The 18,638-nt window shown below is 61.4% G+C and carries 15 protein-coding genes; 5 read left to right on the forward strand and 10 right to left on the reverse strand.

Annotated elements, in window-relative coordinates; all coding sequences use genetic code 11:
• Positions 1-174: 174 nt before the first annotated feature.
• The 3 genes from QMX91_RS09620 to QMX91_RS09630 are packed head-to-tail and all read left to right on the forward strand — an operon-like array spanning position 175 to position 3,159.
• Entirely contained in the window at positions 175-1,350 is a 1,176-nt protein-coding gene (locus QMX91_RS09620; protein ID WP_282412613.1) for an FAD-dependent oxidoreductase, read from the forward strand.
• On the forward strand, positions 1,347-2,159 hold the full coding sequence (locus QMX91_RS09625) for an aldo/keto reductase (protein ID WP_282412614.1): 813 nt from the start codon (positions 1,347-1,349) through the stop codon (positions 2,157-2,159). Before QMX91_RS09620 ends, QMX91_RS09625 begins: the two co-directional genes overlap by 4 nt.
• 31 nt (positions 2,160-2,190) lie before the next feature.
• Positions 2,191-3,159, forward strand: coding sequence for a metal ABC transporter ATPase (locus QMX91_RS09630; RefSeq protein WP_282412615.1), 969 nt, complete (start codon positions 2,191-2,193; stop codon positions 3,157-3,159).
• Positions 3,160-3,249: 90 nt separating this feature from the next.
• Here the strand turns inward: QMX91_RS09630 and hldE are convergent, their stop codons facing one another.
• The 4 genes from hldE to msbA form a co-directional block, all read right to left on the reverse strand.
• A complete protein-coding gene (gene hldE, locus QMX91_RS09635) occupies positions 3,250-4,671 on the reverse strand; it encodes a bifunctional D-glycero-beta-D-manno-heptose-7-phosphate kinase/D-glycero-beta-D-manno-heptose 1-phosphate adenylyltransferase HldE (protein WP_003221042.1) in 1,422 nt (473 codons plus the stop codon).
• Between the two features lie 102 nt (positions 4,672-4,773).
• Positions 4,774-5,385 carry an adenylyl-sulfate kinase gene (gene cysC, locus QMX91_RS09640; protein ID WP_098966904.1) on the reverse strand — a complete coding sequence of 204 codons (612 nt, stop codon included), beginning with the start codon at positions 5,383-5,385 and terminating at the stop codon, positions 4,774-4,776.
• On the reverse strand, positions 5,378-6,082 hold the full coding sequence (locus QMX91_RS09645; RefSeq protein ID WP_096794740.1) for a sulfotransferase family 2 domain-containing protein: 705 nt from the start codon (positions 6,080-6,082) through the stop codon (positions 5,378-5,380). The genes cysC and QMX91_RS09645 overlap by 8 nt, the downstream gene beginning before the upstream one ends.
• 171 nt (positions 6,083-6,253) lie before the next feature.
• Positions 6,254-8,056 carry a lipid A export permease/ATP-binding protein MsbA gene (msbA, locus tag QMX91_RS09650; RefSeq protein WP_027611379.1) on the reverse strand — a complete coding sequence of 601 codons (1,803 nt, stop codon included), beginning with the start codon at positions 8,054-8,056 and terminating at the stop codon, positions 6,254-6,256.
• Positions 8,057-8,209: 153 nt separating this feature from the next.
• Between msbA and QMX91_RS09655 the strand changes: the two genes are divergently transcribed.
• Positions 8,210-10,072, forward strand: a complete 1,863-nt coding sequence (locus QMX91_RS09655; protein ID WP_282412616.1) for a bifunctional O-antigen ligase/aminoglycoside phosphotransferase family protein — start codon at positions 8,210-8,212, stop codon at positions 10,070-10,072.
• Positions 10,072-11,289: an acyltransferase gene (locus tag QMX91_RS09660; protein WP_282412617.1), complete on the forward strand. Its 1,218-nt coding sequence runs from the start codon at positions 10,072-10,074 to the stop codon at positions 11,287-11,289. Before QMX91_RS09655 ends, QMX91_RS09660 begins: the two co-directional genes overlap by 1 nt.
• An 18-nt stretch (positions 11,290-11,307) precedes the next feature.
• Here QMX91_RS09660 and QMX91_RS09665 read toward each other — a convergent pair whose 3' ends face one another.
• Genes QMX91_RS09665 through QMX91_RS09690 form a run of 6 tightly spaced genes read right to left on the reverse strand, consistent with a single transcriptional unit; the run spans position 11,308 to position 18,588 of the window.
• Positions 11,308-12,192, reverse strand: coding sequence for a glycosyltransferase (locus tag QMX91_RS09665; protein ID WP_282412629.1), 885 nt, complete (start codon positions 12,190-12,192; stop codon positions 11,308-11,310).
• A gap of 32 nt (positions 12,193-12,224) precedes the next feature.
• Entirely contained in the window at positions 12,225-13,379 is a 1,155-nt protein-coding gene (locus QMX91_RS09670) for a glycosyltransferase family 4 protein (RefSeq protein ID WP_223007157.1), read from the reverse strand.
• Positions 13,376-14,812, reverse strand: a complete 1,437-nt coding sequence (locus QMX91_RS09675) for a PIG-L family deacetylase (RefSeq protein ID WP_223007194.1) — start codon at positions 14,810-14,812, stop codon at positions 13,376-13,378. Before QMX91_RS09675 ends, QMX91_RS09670 begins: the two co-directional genes overlap by 4 nt.
• Before the next feature lie 8 nt (positions 14,813-14,820).
• Positions 14,821-15,717: an antimicrobial resistance protein Mig-14 gene (locus QMX91_RS09680; protein ID WP_282412618.1), complete on the reverse strand. Its 897-nt coding sequence runs from the start codon at positions 15,715-15,717 to the stop codon at positions 14,821-14,823.
• On the reverse strand, positions 15,717-16,847 hold the full coding sequence (locus QMX91_RS09685; protein ID WP_027611372.1) for a glycosyltransferase: 1,131 nt from the start codon (positions 16,845-16,847) through the stop codon (positions 15,717-15,719). The genes QMX91_RS09680 and QMX91_RS09685 overlap by 1 nt, the downstream gene beginning before the upstream one ends.
• Complete coding sequence (locus QMX91_RS09690) at positions 16,831-18,588, reverse strand: carbamoyltransferase (RefSeq protein ID WP_282412619.1); 1,758 nt, start codon at positions 18,586-18,588, stop codon at positions 16,831-16,833. Before QMX91_RS09690 ends, QMX91_RS09685 begins: the two co-directional genes overlap by 17 nt.
• Between the last annotated feature and the right edge of the window lie 50 nt (positions 18,589-18,638).

The following is an 18,638-nucleotide window of genomic DNA, read 5'->3' on the forward strand; positions in this document are numbered from 1 at the left end:
GGGCTTGCTCGCGAAGGCGGTGTGGCAACAACATTTCTGTTAACTGACACAGCGCATTCGCGAGCAAGCCCGCTCCCACATTTGGTTTTGCATCTGCCCTGTTGATCATCGACAAATCCCGCTCTTTCCCGAGTCTGTATACTGCGCCCTCGTCTTGAACACTGAGGTCGTTGCATGCCATCCGTTATTTCCACCGACGTTCTGATTGTCGGCGCTGGTGTCGCCGGCCTCTGGCTGAACGCGCGTCTGCGCCGTCAGGGTTTTTCGACCGTGCTGGTGGAAAGCGCCAGTCTCGGCGGCGGGCAGAGCGTGAAGTCCCAGGGCATCATCCACGGCGGCGCCAAGTATGCGCTGCACGGTGCGCTGACCGGCGCCTCGGAAGCCATCGCCGACATGCCGCGCCGCTGGCGTGAAGCGCTGGCCGGCAACGGCGAGCTGGACCTGTCCGGCGTGCGCCTGTTGTCCGAAGCGCATTACCTGTGGTCGCCCGGCACCCTCGCCGGCAACCTCACCAGTTTCTTCGCCAGCAAAGCCGTGCGTGGCCGGGTCGATCAGGTCAAGGGCGATCAACTGCCGCCGGCCCTGCAAAACAAGCGCTTCAAGGGCAAGGTCTATCGCCTCGCCGAACTGGTGGTTGACGTGCCGAGCCTGATCCAGCGCCTGGCCGATCTGGCCGGTGACGGCCTGCTCGCCGGGCAAACCATCGAGCCGCTGCTGGAAGCCGGTGTGCTGGTCGGCCTGAAGGTCGACGGTCGTGAAATCCACGCCCAGCGCATCGTCCTCAGTGCCGGCGCCGGCACTGCCCGGTTGCTGGAAGACCTGGGCCTGACCCATCCACAGATGCAACGCCGACCGCTGCACATGATCATCGCCAAAGGCCCAAGCCTGAAGCCGCTGTACGCTCACTGCCTGGGCGGCGGCACCAAGCCGCGCATCACCGTCACCACCCACCCGGCCGCTGACGGCAACTGGGTCTGGTACCTGGGCGGCGACATTGCCGAAAGCGAAGGCGTGGCCCGCGAACCTGCCGAGCAGATCGCCACCGCGCAGAAAGAGCTCGGCCAGTTGCTGCCATGGATCGATCTGAGCCAGGTGCAATGGGCGACCTTGCGCGTCGACCGCGCCGAGCCCCTGCAAACCGGCCTGAGCCGGCCGGACAACGCCTTCCTCGCCGAGCAGGGTCGCCTGCTGGTGGGCTGGCCGACCAAACTCGCACTGGCGCCAGACTTTGCTGACCGGGTCATCGCCTCGCTGGAGCGCGACGGTATCCAGCCGCAACCGGCCGAGCCATTACCGGCACTGCCAAAACCACCTATGGGCGTACCAGCCTGGGAGCAACTGTTGCCATGAGCGTAGCGACCCTGCACGAACTGCATCGCCCCTTGGGCAGCACCGGCCTGATGGTTTCACCGCTGGGCCTGGGCACGGTCAAACTGGGCCGCGACCAAGGCGTGAAATACCCCAACGGTTTCCAGATCCCCGACGATGACGCGGCACGCATGCTGCTCAAGCAGGCCAAAGGGCTGGGCATCAACCTGATCGACACCGCCCCGGCCTACGGTCGCAGCGAAGAACGCCTCGGCCCGTTGTTGCGCGGCCAGCGGCAGGACTGGGTAATCGTCAGCAAGGTCGGTGAAGAGTTTGCCAACGGCCTGTCGCGCCATGACTTCAGCGCCGCACACACACGGATGTCGGTCGAGCGCAGCCTGCAACGTCTTGAAACCGATTTTATCGACCTGGTGCTGGTGCACTCCGACGGCAACGACATGGCCATCCTTGAGCACGAAGAGGTCTACGCCACCCTCGCCGCACTCAAGGCCGAGGGCAAGATTCGCGGTTTCGGCTTCTCCGGCAAAACGGTCGAGGGCGGACTCAAGGCGCTGGAGCAAGGGGACTGCGCGATGGTCACCTACAATCTGAACGAACAGAACGAGAAGGCAGTCATTGACTATGCTGCTGCCCACGGCAAAGCCATTCTGGTGAAAAAAGCCTTGGCCAGCGGCCATGTATGCCTGAGTCCGGGCGTGGATCCGGTGCGCGCCAGCTTCGAGTTGTTGTTCCAGCAGCCCGGCGTGGCCAGTGCTATTGTCGGGACGATCAATCCGCTGCACCTCGCCCATAACGTTGCGACCGTTGCCCAGGTCCTCCGTAGTCACTGACGCCGCCCCGCGGCCTTAAGCAGGAGCCGACATGCCGCGCACGCTCATCAGAAAGAACCCGAGCAACTTCAAGACGCTGCCGCTGTTCGTCGAGGCCACGCCCGAAGGCCTGACGTATCAGAGCGTCGGCATGCCGCTGAATTTCGCCCAGACATTGCAGCGGCGCAAACCGGTGAGCGTGGCGGATGCCGAGCGCTTTGCGGTGGAACTGGCCAACCTCGGGGTCTCTGTGCGCCTGACCCTGCACTGGCAGAATCGCGATTACTGGGTGCTGGTGCGCCAGCGTCGGCAGGATCGCGGCGACGTCGTGCTCAAGCTGATTTCCGGTTACGTGCCTGCTCAAGAACTGAACATCCCGCTGCACACGGCGATTCAGGAAATTGCCGAAGAGTGCCTGCTGGAAACCCCGGAAGGCTGGCTCGGCGGGCGCTTCAACGACACCTGGCTACCGGCGCCCTACGCCTCCGCCCTGCATTATCGCGAGGCCCTGCCGTTTCGCCTGACGCCGCAGTCCGGTTCGGCGCGACCGGTGCGCTGCGCCAATCTGCAATTGCTCGAACGACCACGGGCCTACGTGCATCTGCCGACAGCATCGCTGCAACTGATCTACGACTTGCGCCTGGACGTGCCAAAGGAAGCCAAATCTCTGAGTCTGTTTCACGTCGATGAACGCCTGGAAGGTGATCAACTGGTGGCGCGACTGGACCGCAAGCGCCCGGATTTGTACCTGATGCCGTTGCAGGACGGCGAACCGCTGGCCGAGCTGTTTACCTTGAAGAAAGGTCAGCTGTCTCCGGCGGGCACGCGCGGTCTGTATCTGGCCGAAAGCTTTGCCAGACAGGATGGCTGGCTGGTGCGTGACGAGCGGATTCGCTGGAAGGACTGGTTACGCCAACAAGGCCTGACCCCGCCGGAGAAACCCACGGGACTGGCGCGGTTGCGCGGCAAGGCCAGACAATTGCTGAAGAAGATCGTACCGCGCAAGAAAGTCAGTTCCTGAAAAGCAAAAGATCGCCGCCTGCGGCAGCTCCTACAGGGAAACGCATTCCAATGCAGGAGCTGTCGCAGGCGGCGATCTTTTTAGCTTGAATCAGTTACCGCGGATTTTTTCCACGATCGCCGTGGTCGAGCTGTTTTCCACCAGACCCAGCACTTTCACCGTGCCGCCGTAAGCCTTGACGATATCGGCACCAACAACCTGGTCGATACCGTAATCACCGCCCTTGACCAGCACATCCGGCTTGACCTCGCGCAGCAGGTTTTCCGGGGTGCCTTCGGGGAAGCTGATCACCCAGTCCACCGCACCGAGGCCGGCGAGTACCGCCATGCGTCGGTCGACACTGTTGATCGGACGTCCCGGCCCCTTCAGACGGCTGACGGAGGCGTCATCATTGATCGCCACGATCAGCCGGTCGCCCTGCGCGCGCGCCTGCTCGAGGTAGGTCACGTGCCCGGCATGCAGAATGTCGAAGCAGCCGTTGGTGAAGACGATGCGCTCGTTATGCGCACGGGCATCGGCCACTGCCAGCACCAGCTGTTCCAGACCTAGCACCCCACGCTCCGAACCTTCTTCACGCTGAATCGCGCGGCGCAGTTCCGGGGCGCTGATCGCCGCAGTACCGAGTTTGCCGACCACGATGCCCGCCGCCAGATTGGCCAGCGCCACCGCGTGCGGCAGTTCTTCACCGGCAGCGATCGCCGCCGCCAGGGTGGAAATCACCGTGTCGCCGGCACCGGTCACGTCGAACACTTCACGGGCACGGGCCGGCAAATGCAGCGCCGGATGCTCCGGACGCAACAGGGTCATGCCGTGTTCACCACGGGTGACCAGCAGCGCGCCGAGCTCGAGATCGTGCATCAGGGTCGCGCCCTTGCTCACCAGTTCGTGCTCATCGGCGCAACCGCCGACGATGGCTTCGAATTCGCTGAGGTTCGGCGTGATCAGGCTCGCACCACGGTAGATCGAAAAATCCTTGCCCTTGGGATCGGCCAGCACCGGAATGCCTTTGGCACGGGCTGCCTGAATCAGGGCCTGATGGTTTTTCAGCGCGCCTTTGCCGTAGTCCGACAGCACCAGCACCTTGATGCCTTCGAGCAGATCATCGACCTGCGAGGCCAGGGCCAGCGCATCGGTGGCAAACGGTTCTTCAAAGTCGATACGCAGCAACTGCTGGTGCCGGCTCATGACCCGCAGTTTGACGATGGTCGGCTGGTGCGCGATGCGCTGGAACAGGGCACGCACGCCCGCGCCCTTGAGACTGTTGCTCAGGCTGTCGGCGGCTTCGTCGTCGCCGGTCACACCGACCAGCGACGCCGGCGCACCCAGCGCGGCAATGTTCAAGGCAACGTTGGCAGCACCGCCCGGGCGGTCTTCGATTTGCTCGACTTTTACGACCGGTACCGGTGCCTCAGGGGAAATCCGTGAGGTTCCACCATGCCAGTAACGGTCGAGCATGACATCGCCGACCACCAAGACTGGGGCTTGATCGAATCGCGGCATGGACAACTTCATGGAGCAACCCACATACAAAATGAACAGGGGCGCGATATTAACACAGGGTTGGCGCAGGCTTGCGTGCAGCCTGCAACAGGATGAAACAGTCCGTTACTTTGCTCATTTTTTGAGCACCAGTGCCGCCAGTTGTCCACAGGCTTCGGACAATTCCAGCGCCTCGGTGTCGATTTGCCACTCGGCTGCCAATGGCGCTTCGTAAGGACTGTCCACGCCCGTAAAGTGCGTGATCCGGCCTTCCCGTACGGCCTGATACAGACCTTTCGGATCGCGCCGGGCGCAGACTTCCAGCGAAGTGCTGACGTGCACTTCAATGAATTCATCCTGGGCAAACAGCCTGCGCGCGGCGTCGCGTTCGGCGCGGAACGGCGAAATGGCCGCAACGATCACAATCAGCCCGGCGTCGACCATCAACCGCGCCACCTCGGCCATACGCCGGATGTTTTCCCGGCGGCAGAGATCGCTCATGCCCAGGTCGCGGCACAGGCCATTGCGCACATTGTCGCCATCGAGCAAAAACGTGTGCAGACCCGACGCATGCAGGTGCAGTTCGAGGGCATTGGCCAGGGTTGACTTGCCGGCGCCGGAAAATCCGGTCAACCACAGGCAGCGTGGGTGTTGTGCCTTGAGCGCTGCCCGGGCCTGGTGCGAGAGCGCCAGACCGTAAGGCCGAATGGCGAGCTTCTGTAGCGGCAGTGACAGGGACTCATTCATACCCGAGCAACTCGTAATCACGCTGATAAACCCGACGTACCAGACGCCGGGTGCGCACCGAACAGAACTCGCGCGCCGGCATCGATTGCCGTTCCCGCGAGCCGTTGACGTGAGGCAACTCGCCAGTCAGCCCCAACTGTTCGCAAACCAGACGAAAATCCCGCGTCAGGTGTTCCTGATAACCGATGAAGTCCAGCGCCAGATGCCCCAGCGAGTCCGTCAGAAAGTCGGTCTGCGCGGCAAAGTGCAATTGCCGGGCAATCGTTTCCGGATGCAGCCAGCGCGCGACAAAATCGTCGAAATCCCGGTACTGCCGCACCAGCCGTTGCGCCATATGGTCACGCGCGCTCAACTCGTTGCCACGCAAAAAGGCGTAGGCCGAATAGGCACGTTCCAGCGGGTCGCGAACAAAAGCGAACTTGAAGGCGTTGGCGAACTGCTCGGGAAACTGCTCTTCATACCAATACAGCGGCAAGTGCCCGGGTCGCCAGCCGTCGAACAGCGCCGTGCAAACGCTGCTGCCGGCGCATTTCGGAACATGGATAAACAGGCAGGAGCGCTGCTGGAAGGCCTGAGGAAACGTCAGGTTGGCCGACATCGACTTGTTCACCACCTGCCGATCGACCACCGACAGGCGCCCGAGCAGAAAAGCCCGCTGTGGCTTGGGCAGCAGTTTCCAGAGATAGCGTTGCAGCATGAAAGCACCCGCGCGACGGGGATGGCCCCCTCGATGGAAGTCAGAGTTCGTTGAGGAACCTTAACAAGCGCGGTGCCCGGTTTTATTCCGGTTTGGTCAAGAAGGGTAAAGGTCTGGATACAAACGACTGTGGGAGCGAGCAGGCTCGCTCCCACAGGGCAGGGCCTGGAGTCAGGCGATATCTTCGGCCGGGGCATCGAGGCCCATGGCGTTGAGGCGCGCGTAGTAACCATTTTGCGCCAGCAACTGGTCGTGGGTGCCGCGCTCGACGATGCGCCCCTGATCCATGACCAGAATCAGGTCGGCCTTCTCGATGGTCGACAGACGGTGAGCGATCACCAGCGTGGTACGCCCCTTCATCACCTGATCCAGTGCCGCCTGAATGTGCCGTTCGGACTCGGTGTCGAGTGCCGAGGTGGCCTCGTCGAGAATCAGCAGCGGTGCATTCTTCAGCAACGCACGGGCAATCGCCAGACGCTGGCGCTGGCCACCGGAAAGCAAGACGCCGTTCTCGCCGACCTGAGTGTCCAGGCCTTGCGGCAACTGCGAAATGAAGTCCATCGCGTAGGCATCACGCGCGGCTTTTTCAATGTCTTCACGCGGCGCACCGGCCAGATCGCCATAAGCGATGTTGTTGGCCACGGTGTCACTGAACAAAGTGACGTGCTGAGTCACCTGAGCGATGTGACGACGCAGGTTGAGCAGTTTGTACTGTTCGACTTCCACATCGTCGATGAGGATTTCGCCCTTGTCGTGGTGATAGAAACGCGGAATCAGGTTGGCCAGCGTCGACTTGCCGCTGCCCGAACGCCCGACCAGTGCGACCATCTGCCCTGGCTGGACCGAGAAACTGATGTCGTCCAGCACCTGGCGTTCGGTGCCAGGGTAGGTGAAGCTGAGGTTGCGCACGTCCAGACGGCCACTCACCGCATCGCGCTCGACGGTGCCGGTATCGACTTCCGGCTCGACATCCAGCTGCTCGAAAATGCTCTCGGCACCGGCCACGCCTTTCTGAATGGTCGAGCTGACTTCGGACAATTGACGGATCGGCTTGGGCAGCAGGCCCGCCAGCGTGATGTAGGCGACCATGTCACCGGCCGAGGCGTCACCGCGCAGGTACAGCACCAGGAACATCAGCACGGCCATGGCGGTGTAGATCACCAGTTGCAGCATCGGCGTATAGATCGCACCCGTGCGAGTCATGCGCAGTTGCTTGTCGGTGTTGCCCTGGCTGGCATCGAGGAAGCGCTTTTCTTCATAGGCCTCGCCGCCGAAGCTGCGAACCACGCGATAACCCTGGATGGTTTCCGAGGCCACATGCGTGACATCGCCCATCGCCAGCTGGATCTTCTTGCTCTGCTTGCGGAATTTTTTGCTGGCGGTGCGCACCATTACGGCGATCAGCGGCAGGATCGCCACCATCACCAGGGTCAGCTTCCAGTTCATGAACAACAGCGAGGCAAACAGGAAGATCACCGTCATGCCTTCACGGATTACGACCTTGATCGCATCTGTTGCCGCCCCCGTGACCATCGTCACGTTGAAGGTGATACGCGAAATCAGATGACCGGAGTTATGCTTGTCGAAATAGCGGTTAGGCAGCACCAACAGGTTGTTGAACAACTGCACACGCAAGTCATGCACCAGCCCGAGAGAAACCTTGGCCAGGAAATAGTTGCCCAGATAGGAGCCCAGTCCCTGCCACGCGGCGATCAGGATGATCAACAGCGGCACGGCCTGCAGCAGCTGCAGGTCACGCAGATAGGGCACGGAGGGAAACAGCACCGCTTCAGGGTTGGACAGGCCATCGACAAAGTACTTGAGGATGTAGCCAAGCATCGGTTGCGTCGAGGCGAAAATCAGAAAGCCGACGATGCTGATCAGGAACAGACTGATGTACGGCCGGACATAGCCGAGCAGGCGGAAGTAGATTTTCAAGCTCGATGGGCTTGCGGCGGGACTGGAATCGGTCATATCACGCGAAAGTCGATAAAAAGGACGCTGACTTTAGCACAGCTTCTTCAGGGTTCTGGCAATCGGCGAAAGGCTGTTATTGTTATGCACCTCTTCTGTATCAAATAGCCATCACTCGAATGGTCGATCAACCTCAGGAATGAATCTCACAGCATGCAACTTCGCGGCTTCAGCAGTACGTCCAATCGGATTTTCGATTTCATTAGCCTGTGGATTCTTCCCACCGGTTTTTTCCTGCTCCTGTGCGCGCTGTTCTTCTTGCCGGGTCGAAGTCTGCATCACAAGTTGTTCTATGGCCTGTTCAGCATTCCGACACTGATCGCGCTGTGCCTGCGCCCGCGCGAACTCAAGGAGCTGCTGCGCGAGCCGATTTTCACCGCGGTTCTGCTGTTCGCCGCCTGGGCATTGCTCAGCCTCGCCTGGGGGCCGGGCGGGGAGCCGCTCGGCGGAATGTTCAAGCCGCCACTGCATACCTTGCTGCTGTTTGCCGGCTGCTACCTGCTGGTGCGCTACCGCAGCGACATCCTGCAACCCTTGCTGTTCGGCGCCGCGTTGGTCGCGCTGATTGCCACGACCATTTTCCTGTTCATGTTCGCCCGGGTTTATGAGCCGGGCATGCGCCTGATCGGCGGTGGTGCCTTCGATAACCCGTTGCTCAGCTCGCACCTGTTCGGCTTCTTCAGTGCCTACTGGCTGAGCGTGACCATGACCTGCAAACGTCGCCAGATGATGTGGCTCAGCTTGCCGGCGATGGCAATCATGTTCATGGCCGTGATCGGCACCGGTTCCCGGACGCCGTTGGTGGCACTGACCATGGCGGCGCTGTGGCTGTGTTTCATCTGCTGGAACAAGCGCTCGGTGGGGTTACTGATCGCGCTGGTCCTGAGCGGCGTAGCAGTCATTACGCAGTTTTCGCAGATGATCACCGAACGTGGCGACTCCTATCGTCTGGAAATCTGGCAGAAGGTACTGCACATGATTGCCGATCATCCATGGATCGGTCATGGCTACAGCGCCAGCCTTGCCGTAGACCCCGGTAACGGCATCAGCTTTCAGGAGCCGCACAGCTTTATCCTGGGTGTGCTGTATTACGTCGGCATCATCGGCTTGCTGCCCTGGCTGTTCTTCCTGCTGTGGGGCCTGCTGAGCAGTTGGCGCCAGCGTGTGCAGCCACTGCTGATCATTGCCTCGACCTGGCTGGTATTCGGTATCGGCGCCGGGCTGACCGAAGGCGGCGGAATAATCTCGCGGCCCAAGGAGCACTGGTTCCTGTTGTGGATCCCGCTGGCACTGATCGCAGCGTTGAGCATCAATCAACGCGCGCGGCGCCTGTTGACCCAGCCGGTGCAAAAGCTTGCGACCGCTGACCTGGAGCACATGAGCAGCACGGCCCAGATCATTGAAGAAGATGGCCTCGGACCGAAAGTCCTGCGCCTGACCGACGGCAGCTTCCTCAAGCTGTTCCGCCGTCGCCGCTGGTACACCTCCGGCAGTTTCAATCCCTACTCCGAACGTTTCGCGGTCAACAGCGAACAACTGCGTCAGATGGGCATCCCGACCCCGCAAATATTGAATCTGTACCGTCTCGACGATGGCAGCAGCGCTGTGCATTACGCGCCGTTGCCGGGGCACACGCTGCGTCAGGTGCTGCAGAGCATTACGGCTCCGGCGGTGCGCCAGGCGCTGGTGGAGCGCTTTGGCAAATTCATGGCGCAACTGCACGAGAAAGGCGTTTATTTCCGCTCGCTGCACCTGGGCAACGTACTGGTACTGGAAGACGGCGAGTTCGGCTTGATCGATCTGGCCGACCTGCGCATCTACCCTACCCCGCTCAGTCTTTCCCTGCGCCAACGCAATTTGCGTCATATGCAACGTTACACTGTCGACAAACGCTGGCTGTTCGAGGATCACCTCGATGCGTTGCTCCAGGGGTACGCCATGACGGCGTCCAAATCCGCGGTTGAAAATCTGCACAGGCAAGTGCTGGCCGGCAACACCCCGGTCCGGGTTCATTGATGATCGAAACCAATCCGCTTATCGCGCTGGCAGCCTATCTGCTGGCCATCATCACTTCCGCCCTGCTGTTGCGTGCGGTGCCGAAAATCGCTCGGCACCTGCAGCATTCCGGCGAAAGTCGATATGCCAGCATCGACGGCCTGCGTGGCTATCTGGCGTTTGGTGTGTTCGTGCACCACTCGGTCATTACCTGGATCTTCTTGCGCACCGGGGTGATCGACTTTCCGCCGAGCAACTTCTATTCGATGCTCGGTCAGGGCAGCGTCGCGCTGTTCTTCATGATCACCGGTTTTCTGTTCTGGAGCCGCCTGCTCGCGCAGGGACGCAACCACGACTGGCTGGCGTTCGGCGTGTCACGGGTATTTCGCCTGTATCCGCTTTATCTGCCACTGATGCTGCTGGTGTTCGTCTCGGTCTTCCACTTGCAGGACTGGCAAATGAAGGAGCCTGGCCTGGAGCTGTTCAAACAGATCCTCGCCTGGCTGACGTTCGACCGCCCGGACATCAACCAGTACCGCCACTCCGGCATGCTGATATCCAACGTCACCTGGACGCTGGCCTATGAGGTGTTTTTCTACATGGCGCTGCCATTGGCCGGGCTGGTGTTCATCTACCGCGGCAGCTGGTTGCAGGTGGTGCTGTGCCTGATCGGCATCTACACGCTGTACCAGGTCATCGGCTGGGAACATTCGCTGAAGAAACACTTTCTGGCGAGCTTCCTCGGTGGCATCGCCGCCGCCTACTGGATTCGCCGGCCGGCGCTCGTGGCGTGGAGCCAGTCGCGTCTGGCGAGCATCATCGCCGTGCTCGCGCTGGTGATTGCGTTCACCGCGTTCAGTCGTGCATTCAAGACTGCACCGCTGTTTTTGCTGGGGTTGTTTTTCGTGATCGTGGCGTCCGGCAATAATCTGTTCGGCGCGCTGAAACCACGCAGCATTCGCTGGCTAGGCGAAATCAGCTACAGCACCTATCTGCTGCACGGGTTCGTGCTGTGGCTGATGGTGCAACGGCTGCCGCTGCTGCTGAATATCGATGCGCGGGAAACAGCGGTGTACCTGCCCTTGGTGGCCGTCTGCACGTGCTTGCTGATTCTGATCAGCAGCGCGACGTTCCTCTATATCGAGCAGCCGGGCATGGCTGCCGGCAAGAAGGTTGTGCATTGGCTGCGCCAGCGTCAGAAGGGCGAAAAGCGCTTGCCGGAGAAGGTCGCCCGCTGAGCGCGAGCGACCGCTGCCTCAGTCCTTTTCCAGCGGGGAAAAGAGCAGGCGCCCCAAGCCGCGCCAGGTCTTCTTGTTCCAGGCCTTGAACGGGATCTGCGCCAGCAGCTCCCTTGCCAGTTTGCGATTGCGGTTGGCGGTCTTGAGGAACATCGAGTTCAGCGCCTTGAAGCGCACTTCGTCGTACAGCGGATGATCGCTGAACAGCGCATAGGTGCGCAGGATGTTCTCGATCATGAAGCGATGATTCTTGTACGAGTTGGTGGCGTGCTTGCGGTAGCGCGCCATCACCACGTTCAAACCGTCGATGAAGTAGCCAGCACGGGTCACCTTGAGCTCGATGTACAGGTCTTCAAGACGAATCGTCGGATCGAACCCTCCCACCTTTTCCAGCGCCTCGCGACGGATCATCAACGTCGGTGCCGGTGGATACGGCTTGCGCTCAAGAAACATGTCGTCGAAATCGAGGCGGCGAAACGGCACGTCGCGGCGCTGACGTTTCTCCGGGTAAAGACTGCCGTCGGCGTGCATCAGCTCGATATTGCCGGCACAGATCCCGACTTCAGGCTTGCCGTCCATGTACGCCACCTGGGTGGCAATACGTTCGGGGTACATGATGTCGTCGGAGCCGAACGGCACAATCAGGCTGCCCTTCGAACGGGCGATCGCGCCGTTGAGGGTATTGGTCAGGCCCTGATTCTGCTGCACACGGAAATCGAAGCCGTACTGCGCCTGCAACGCGCTGATGCGCTCGACGCTGTCGTCCTTCGAACCGTCGTCGACCACCAGCAACTCGACGTTCTTGTAGCTCTGGTTGAGGACGCTGAGGATGCTTTCCTCGATGTACGGGCCGTGGTTGTACGAGGCGATGATCACGGTGACGAGGGCGTTGGCTTCGCTCATGACTCTTTCTTCGCTCACGGTTTTCTCTTCGCTCACGGCTGCTCCTTGCGGGCCTGCTCCAGGCCGGAATCGATCAGGTCCAGATACTCATGACGGAACACCTCGATGTCGTGCTGTTCCTGCAGATAACGGTAGGCCTGTTCGCCCTTGGCCTTGAGCTCGTCGTCCGACAGCGCCAGATAGTGATCCAGCGCGGCGACCAGACTCGGCACGTCCTTGGGCGTGATCGCCAGACCACCGGCACCTTCGATCAGCGGCAACATCGCCGGCACGTTCGAAGCGATCACCGGCAAATGGCCGCTCATGCCTTCGAGCAAGGCCAGGCCCAGGCCTTCGGCCAGCGACGGCATGGTCCAGATGTCGAACGCACGCACGTATTGCAGAGCGTTTTCCTTGAAGCCCAGCAGGTGCGCGCGACCGCTCAGGCCCAGTTGCTCGATCTCGGCCGCCAGCGGCGCTTGCAGGCGCCCGGCACCGATGATCGCCAACTGGGTGTTCGGGTATTTGTCCTTCAATGCGGCAAAGGCTTGCAGCAGATAGGTGTGGCCCTTGACCGACACCAGCCGCCCCAACGCACCGATCAAACGCACATTCGGATCGAGGCCCAACAACTCGCGAGCTTTTTCGCGGCTGTGCTGCAAGCCCTCGGCCTGCTCGATGTCGATGGCATTGGTAATGGCGTAGGTGTTCTGGTCGGTAAAGCCGCAATCGCAATCGAGCAGGTACTGTTTGACCGCCGGCGACACGCCGACGAAGCGCCAGTGCCGATCGATCAGACGCTGGGTCTGGCGTCGTCGGTAAAAGCGATCGTACTCACCGAAACCATGGGAGATGCCAATGCACAGCGGCACCTTCAACCAGCGGTTGAGCGCGAGCATCATGTTCACCGGTTTGAAGCGGTTGCAGATCACCACGTCGAACTTTTCCCGGCGGCAGAACTTGTACAACTGCCACATCGCCCGCAGGCGCATGCCCTTGAGCGACTTGTCGGAAAACTCGAAGTACACCGAATGGTCGGCGCGGCTCACCGGCTCGCCCGGCCCCGGTTTGCCGCGCAGGAAAGCGGCGGTGATCTCATAGCGCTCGCTCGGCAATGCCTTGACGATCTGCTCGGCGAGGTCGGCAAAGTCATGGGCTTTGACGTTGTAGTCGGGTTGCAGCTGCAACACCTTGAACCGTTGACTCATGACTCTCCCCGCTGGACGCCTGTCTCACCGTGCTTCAGTAGCCAGAACAACTCCTGGCGCCTGACTGCTTTTCGAAAAAATTCGTTTTCGCCGTACACCGACCCAGCCCGCCCGGCGAGCACACGCTGGATAACCCGGCGCAGGCGACGCTTGAACGGTGCCGGCGGCTGCAGGTCATGCATCATGCCCAGCGCCATGGCCTTGTCCCGTTGCAGCTCGATGGACAACGGCAGGCACAGCGGCTGCATCGGCACCGCCGCATCGAAGGCCGGCGGCAAGGCAATGCCCTGCCCGGTGTTGCCCATCGGCCAGCGGTCGTTGTCGTGCAAGTGGTTGGCGTAACCGAGCAGCGTCGGCTGCCAGTCGAGACCCTGGAGCGCCTGCAAAACCGCTTGCTGCGCGCAGATATGGTCAGGGTGGGGATCGAGGGTCGGATGCGGCAGCACGATCACCTCCGGACGCGCGCGCAGCAGCACTTCACGCAGGTCGGCCAGCAGGTTGTTCCAGGTCGGCGCACCATCGGCATCGCCCGGCAGAGTGAACGGATTCAACTGGCGAAACAGTCGCGTGTCGTTCAGGTCGGCTTCGCGCGAGCCCACCGCCTGATTCGGCGCGGCCTGCATCGCCGCCAGTTGCAGGCAAAAGTAACCGAGTTGCACGCAGTGTTCCTGCGGCACACCGGCCCAACGCGGCACGGCGAGGCTGTCCCAGGCGCGCAACCGGCCCTTGAGCCGTGCCGCCTCGACCTTGCTCATGCCCATCTGTTGATAGTGTTCGGGTTCGATCTCGCCAGCGGTCAGGGTGACGATCCAGGCTTCGTCGGCCTGACTGTACAAGCCATAGGCAGCCAACTCGGCATCGTCGGCGTGCGGGGCGATCACCATCACCCGCTGACGGCGGTAGTCCGGCTGCTCCAATGCCCACAGCACCGGCTCGCCGGAGACCCGGCAGAAGCGTCCGCGCAGACGCAACTGGCCTTGCGACAGGGCTTGCGCCTGACCGCTGAGGTTCAGGTAACGCAGGCCATTGACCCCGCGCTCGAAGGTTTGTGCATCAGGATGCGTCCCGCCGAGCAGTTCCACGCGCGGATCGAGAAAACGTCCCAGCCAGGTGCTTTTGACCTTTACCGCGAGGATCAACGTCGCTTCGTCGACCAGCATCACACCCTCGTCCAGGCGCAATTGCTCGCCGCTCAAATGCACCTTCGGCTGCGGCGTGAACGGCGGGAAGCTGTACTGATAATCGTCTTTCGGCGAATAGAACAGGTGATCGGCAAACCACGCTTCATGGGCGACCCAGCCAACCACCGCGAGCACCAGCGGCAACCACCACGCCACCAGGACCCCGAGCACGATCAACACGATCAACACGATCAACAGCGTGATGCGTTTATTGCGACGATGACGCTTGAGCAGTTGCTGTTTGCGGCTCATGGGCTGACTCATACGGTGAACACCGGCACAGGATTGCACCAGCGATCCTTGTATTCACGGTCGGCGCGACCGAAGGAAAACCGCAATGGCTTGTCCAGTGCTCGCGCATGCTCCCAGGCGCTTTGCGTATTGAGGAAGCTCAACACGCTGCCGGGGCTGAACTCGCGGGTTTCGGGATCGACGCCGCCGTTGATGTACTCGACGCTGATCCACTCTGGGGCCTCAACGCGGTACACCAGTTGAATGGCGATTGGCGCGTCGTTGAGGAAAATCACCGAGCCAATCAGCAGTTCGCGCAGCAGCTCGATGACTTCGGCCATGCGCGCCGCGCCGGTGGCCGGGAAGCCCCAGCGGCGCTGGAACAGATCACAGTAGATCGCCGCCAGTTCGGCACTGGAGAACTCGGCAACCGGACGCACCACGCCACCCGCCTCCTCCAGCAGGCGCAATTCGCGGCGCTGGTTGTAGCGAAACTTCTTCGACAGCTCTTCAGGGGTGCGGGCCATGGCCAATTGTTCGGTCTGCAACTTGAGGCCGCTGAAGCGGTTTTCGTTGAGCGCCGACAGATAGCGTGCGCGATGGCGCAGGGGTGCCTGGGCATCGACCGCGGCCGGCAGGATCAGCTCGGCATTGCCGAGGTCGAACAGGCCTTTCTTGCCGTTACGCTTAAGCACGTCCTTGGACAGGGCCAGGTCGCGGCCCCAGGTCGGGATTGCCGCTTTGACTTCACCGTCCTGCTCCCAGGCCAGATAGCGCACCGGGATGCCGGCCAGATCAGCCAGACGTTCGACGACCAGTGGATGCGTCGCGACGCTGCCGCCAAAACGTTGCCAGGCGCTGGCATAGGTGGAGGCGTCAACGGGCGACCAGCCACGTTCGCGCCAGCCTTGAAATCGGTTGAGCATCAGCCCCTCGGTGCCAGATCGGTAACTTGCGGCAGACGCCAGAAGGTGTCGCGCACCGCACGGTCGGAGAAACGCTCACGCAGGCGATCGAGCATCAGCTCGGCGCACTGCCGGCGTTGCTGATCATCCATACCGGCCAAATGTTGCAGGCCTTGTGCAAGGTGTTCGGCATCGCCCAGCGGGAACAGAATCCCTACACCTTCGACCACTTCCTTGGCCCCGCCACAGGCCGTGGCGAGCAACGGCACGCCGGCCGCCATGGCCTCCAGCAGCACCATGCCGAACGGTTCGTGATCGGAGCTCAGGGCAAACACATCGAAGGCGCGGAAGTAATTGCGCGCGTCCGGCACCTGACCGAGAAACAACACCCGATCGCCGATGCCCAGTTCGCGCGCCAGCTCCTTGAGATCCTGTTCCAGACGGCCCTTGCCGAGAATCACCAGCTGGCTGTTGCCCGGCAGACCGGGTAACGCCGCGGCGAAACCGTGCAGCAAGGTGGCCTGATCCTTGTCCGGGTGCAGCCGTCCGACGTTGCCGACAATGAACGCATCCGCCGCCAGACCGAGGGTCTCGCGAGCCTCGCGGGCTGACACCTGACTGGCCTGCAAGGCCGGCACATCGATGCGGTTGTACAAGGTCTGGATGCGAGTGGACGGCCATTTCGGCAGGCAGCGCCGCATGTCGTCGCGTACCGCGTCGGACACACCGAGCAGGCTCAGACGCTTGCGGAAAATATGCGCGAACAGCTTGCGCGTGCCACGTTTGTAATCGTCAAACGCGTGGTGCACGCCAATCACCGGCAGCGACGTGCCGAGCAAGGCGATGTAGATCGGCTTGAAGCGATGGGCGATGCAGAAACTGAAATTGCGTGAAGCGGCGATCTTGCGCAGATCGCCGATGGCGCCCAGCTTCAGGCCACGAATGGCCTTGGAGCTGTATTCCATGAACAACACTTCATCGGAAGCACACGCTGCAGCCACCTCGCTATCGGCGGCCCCGGTCAGAAAGACCGTGGTCACCCGATAACCGGTGCCCGCGAACAGGCTGGCGTACTGCCGTGCGCAGTCGAGGAACGGCCCGTCATAGCCGTGACAGAACTGCAGCACATGGCGTTCAGCCGAGCGAGTCATAAGCGTTTGCGCCCTCTTTGACCACCAGAATGTCTTCCATGATCAGGTACTGCAGATCGGAGCCGAAGAACATGTTCAGGGCGTCGGTCGGCGAGCAGATCATCGGTTCACCACGACGGTTCAGCGAGGTGTTCAGCGACACGCCGTTGCCGGTGAGGTTTTCCAGCGCCTTCATCATGTCGTAGTAGCGCGGGTTGTATTCGCGCTTGAGGACCTGAGCCCGGGAAGTGCCGTCTTCGTGAACAACTTCCGGCACGCGGGTCTTCCACTCTTCCGCCACTTCGAACGTGAAGGTCATGAACGGCGCCGGGTGATCGATCTTGATCATCTGCGGTGCAACGGTGTCGAGCATCGACGGGCAGAAAGGCCTCCAGCGCTCGCGGAACTTGATCTGGTGGTTGATCCGGTCAGCCACACCGGCCACGCTCGGGCAACCGATGATCGAACGACCACCTAGCGCACGCGGGCCGAACTCCATGCGGCCCTGGAACCAGGCCACCGGGTTGCCATCGACCATGATCCTGGCGATCTGCTCCGGCATGTTGTCAAGCTTGCGCCAGGTCGGCTTGTTCTCGTGACGGGCGCACGCGGCGATCACGTCTTCGTTGCTGTACGACGGGCCGAGGTAGACGTGTTCCATCTTCTCGACCGGCACGCCACGGGCGTGGGACACATAGGCCGCTGCGCCGACCGCGGTGCCGGCATCGCCGGACGCCGGTTGCACGAACAGTTCCTTGATGTCATCGCGGGCGATGATTTTCTGGTTCAGCTTGACGTTCAACGCACAGCCACCGGCGAAGGCCAGCTTGCCGGTTTCCTTGAGCACGTCGCCCAGGTAGTAGTCGATCATCTGCAACGCCAGTTTCTCGAACAGCGCTTGCATGCTCGCGGCGTAGTGGATGTACGGCTCGTCGGCGATGTCGCCCTCACGCTTCGGACCCAGCCACTCGATCAGCTTCGGCGAGAAGTAGAAGCCTTTGCCCTTCTCTTTGTAGCGACGCAGGCCGATCACGTTGGCGTAGTCGGTGTTGATCACCAGTTCGCCGTTCTCGAACGAGGCCAGACGCGAGAAGTCATATTTGCTGGCGTCGCCGTACGGCGCCATGCCCATGACCTTGAACTCGCCGTCGAGCATCTCGAAACCGAGGAACTCGGTGATCGCGCCGTACAGGCCGCCGAGGGAGTCCGGATCGAAGAATTCCTTGATCTTGTGGATCTTGCCGTTTTCGCCATAACCGAAGAAGGTCGTGGCGTACTCGCCCTTGCCGTCGATGCCGAGGATCGCGGTTTTCTCTTTGAAACCCGAGCAGTGGTAGGCGCTGGAGGCGTGAGCCAGGTGGTGCTCGACCGGCTCGATCTTGATCTTCTTCGGATCAAAACCCAGTTGCTCCAGGCACCAGACGATCTTGTTGCGATAGCGCTTGTAGCGACGGTTGCCCATCAGGATCGCATCGAGGGCGCGATCCGGCGCGTACCAGTAACGCTTGGCATAGTGCCAGCGGGCCTTGCCGAACAGGCTGATCGGGGCGAACGGAATCGCCACCACATCAACGTCGGACGGCTTGATACCGGCCTGCTCCAGGCAGAACTTCGCCGATTCGTAGGGCATGCGGTTCTTTGCATGCTTATCGCGGACGAAGCGCTCTTCTTCAGCCGCCGCCACCAGCTTGCCGTCGATGTACAAGGCGGCTGAAGGGTCATGGCTAAGGGCGCCGGACAGGCCAAGAATCGTCAATGCCACAGGGTCTAGCCTCTTTAGTCTGCATTCAGGCGCGATGCGCCTTGAAAATT

Source organism: Pseudomonas sp. PS01299, assembly GCF_029960145.1.
Classification (GTDB): Bacteria; Pseudomonadota; Gammaproteobacteria; order Pseudomonadales; family Pseudomonadaceae; genus Aquipseudomonas; species Aquipseudomonas putida_A.

Excerpts from the sequence above, each read along its gene's own strand:
- QMX91_RS09620 (WP_282412613.1), top strand. The coding sequence starts at position 175 with ATGCCATCCGTTATTTCCACCGACGTTCTGATTGTCGGCGCTGGTGTC.
- QMX91_RS09625 (WP_282412614.1), top strand. The coding sequence starts at position 1,347 with ATGAGCGTAGCGACCCTGCACGAACTGCATCGCCCCTTGGGCAGCACC.
- QMX91_RS09630 (WP_282412615.1), top strand. The coding sequence starts at position 2,191 with ATGCCGCGCACGCTCATCAGAAAGAACCCGAGCAACTTCAAGACGCTG.
- hldE (WP_003221042.1), bottom strand. The coding sequence starts at position 4,671 with ATGAAGTTGTCCATGCCGCGATTCGATCAAGCCCCAGTCTTGGTGGTC.
- cysC (WP_098966904.1), bottom strand. The coding sequence starts at position 5,385 with ATGAATGAGTCCCTGTCACTGCCGCTACAGAAGCTCGCCATTCGGCCT.
- QMX91_RS09645 (WP_096794740.1), bottom strand. The coding sequence starts at position 6,082 with ATGCTGCAACGCTATCTCTGGAAACTGCTGCCCAAGCCACAGCGGGCT.
- msbA (WP_027611379.1), bottom strand. The coding sequence starts at position 8,056 with ATGACCGATTCCAGTCCCGCCGCAAGCCCATCGAGCTTGAAAATCTAC.
- QMX91_RS09655 (WP_282412616.1), top strand. The coding sequence starts at position 8,210 with ATGCAACTTCGCGGCTTCAGCAGTACGTCCAATCGGATTTTCGATTTC.
- QMX91_RS09660 (WP_282412617.1), top strand. The coding sequence starts at position 10,072 with ATGATCGAAACCAATCCGCTTATCGCGCTGGCAGCCTATCTGCTGGCC.
- QMX91_RS09665 (WP_282412629.1), bottom strand. The coding sequence starts at position 12,192 with ATGAGCGAAGCCAACGCCCTCGTCACCGTGATCATCGCCTCGTACAAC.
- QMX91_RS09670 (WP_223007157.1), bottom strand. The coding sequence starts at position 13,379 with ATGAGTCAACGGTTCAAGGTGTTGCAGCTGCAACCCGACTACAACGTC.
- QMX91_RS09675 (WP_223007194.1), bottom strand. The coding sequence starts at position 14,812 with ATGAGCCGCAAACAGCAACTGCTCAAGCGTCATCGTCGCAATAAACGC.
- QMX91_RS09680 (WP_282412618.1), bottom strand. The coding sequence starts at position 15,717 with ATGCTCAACCGATTTCAAGGCTGGCGCGAACGTGGCTGGTCGCCCGTT.
- QMX91_RS09685 (WP_027611372.1), bottom strand. The coding sequence starts at position 16,847 with ATGACTCGCTCGGCTGAACGCCATGTGCTGCAGTTCTGTCACGGCTAT.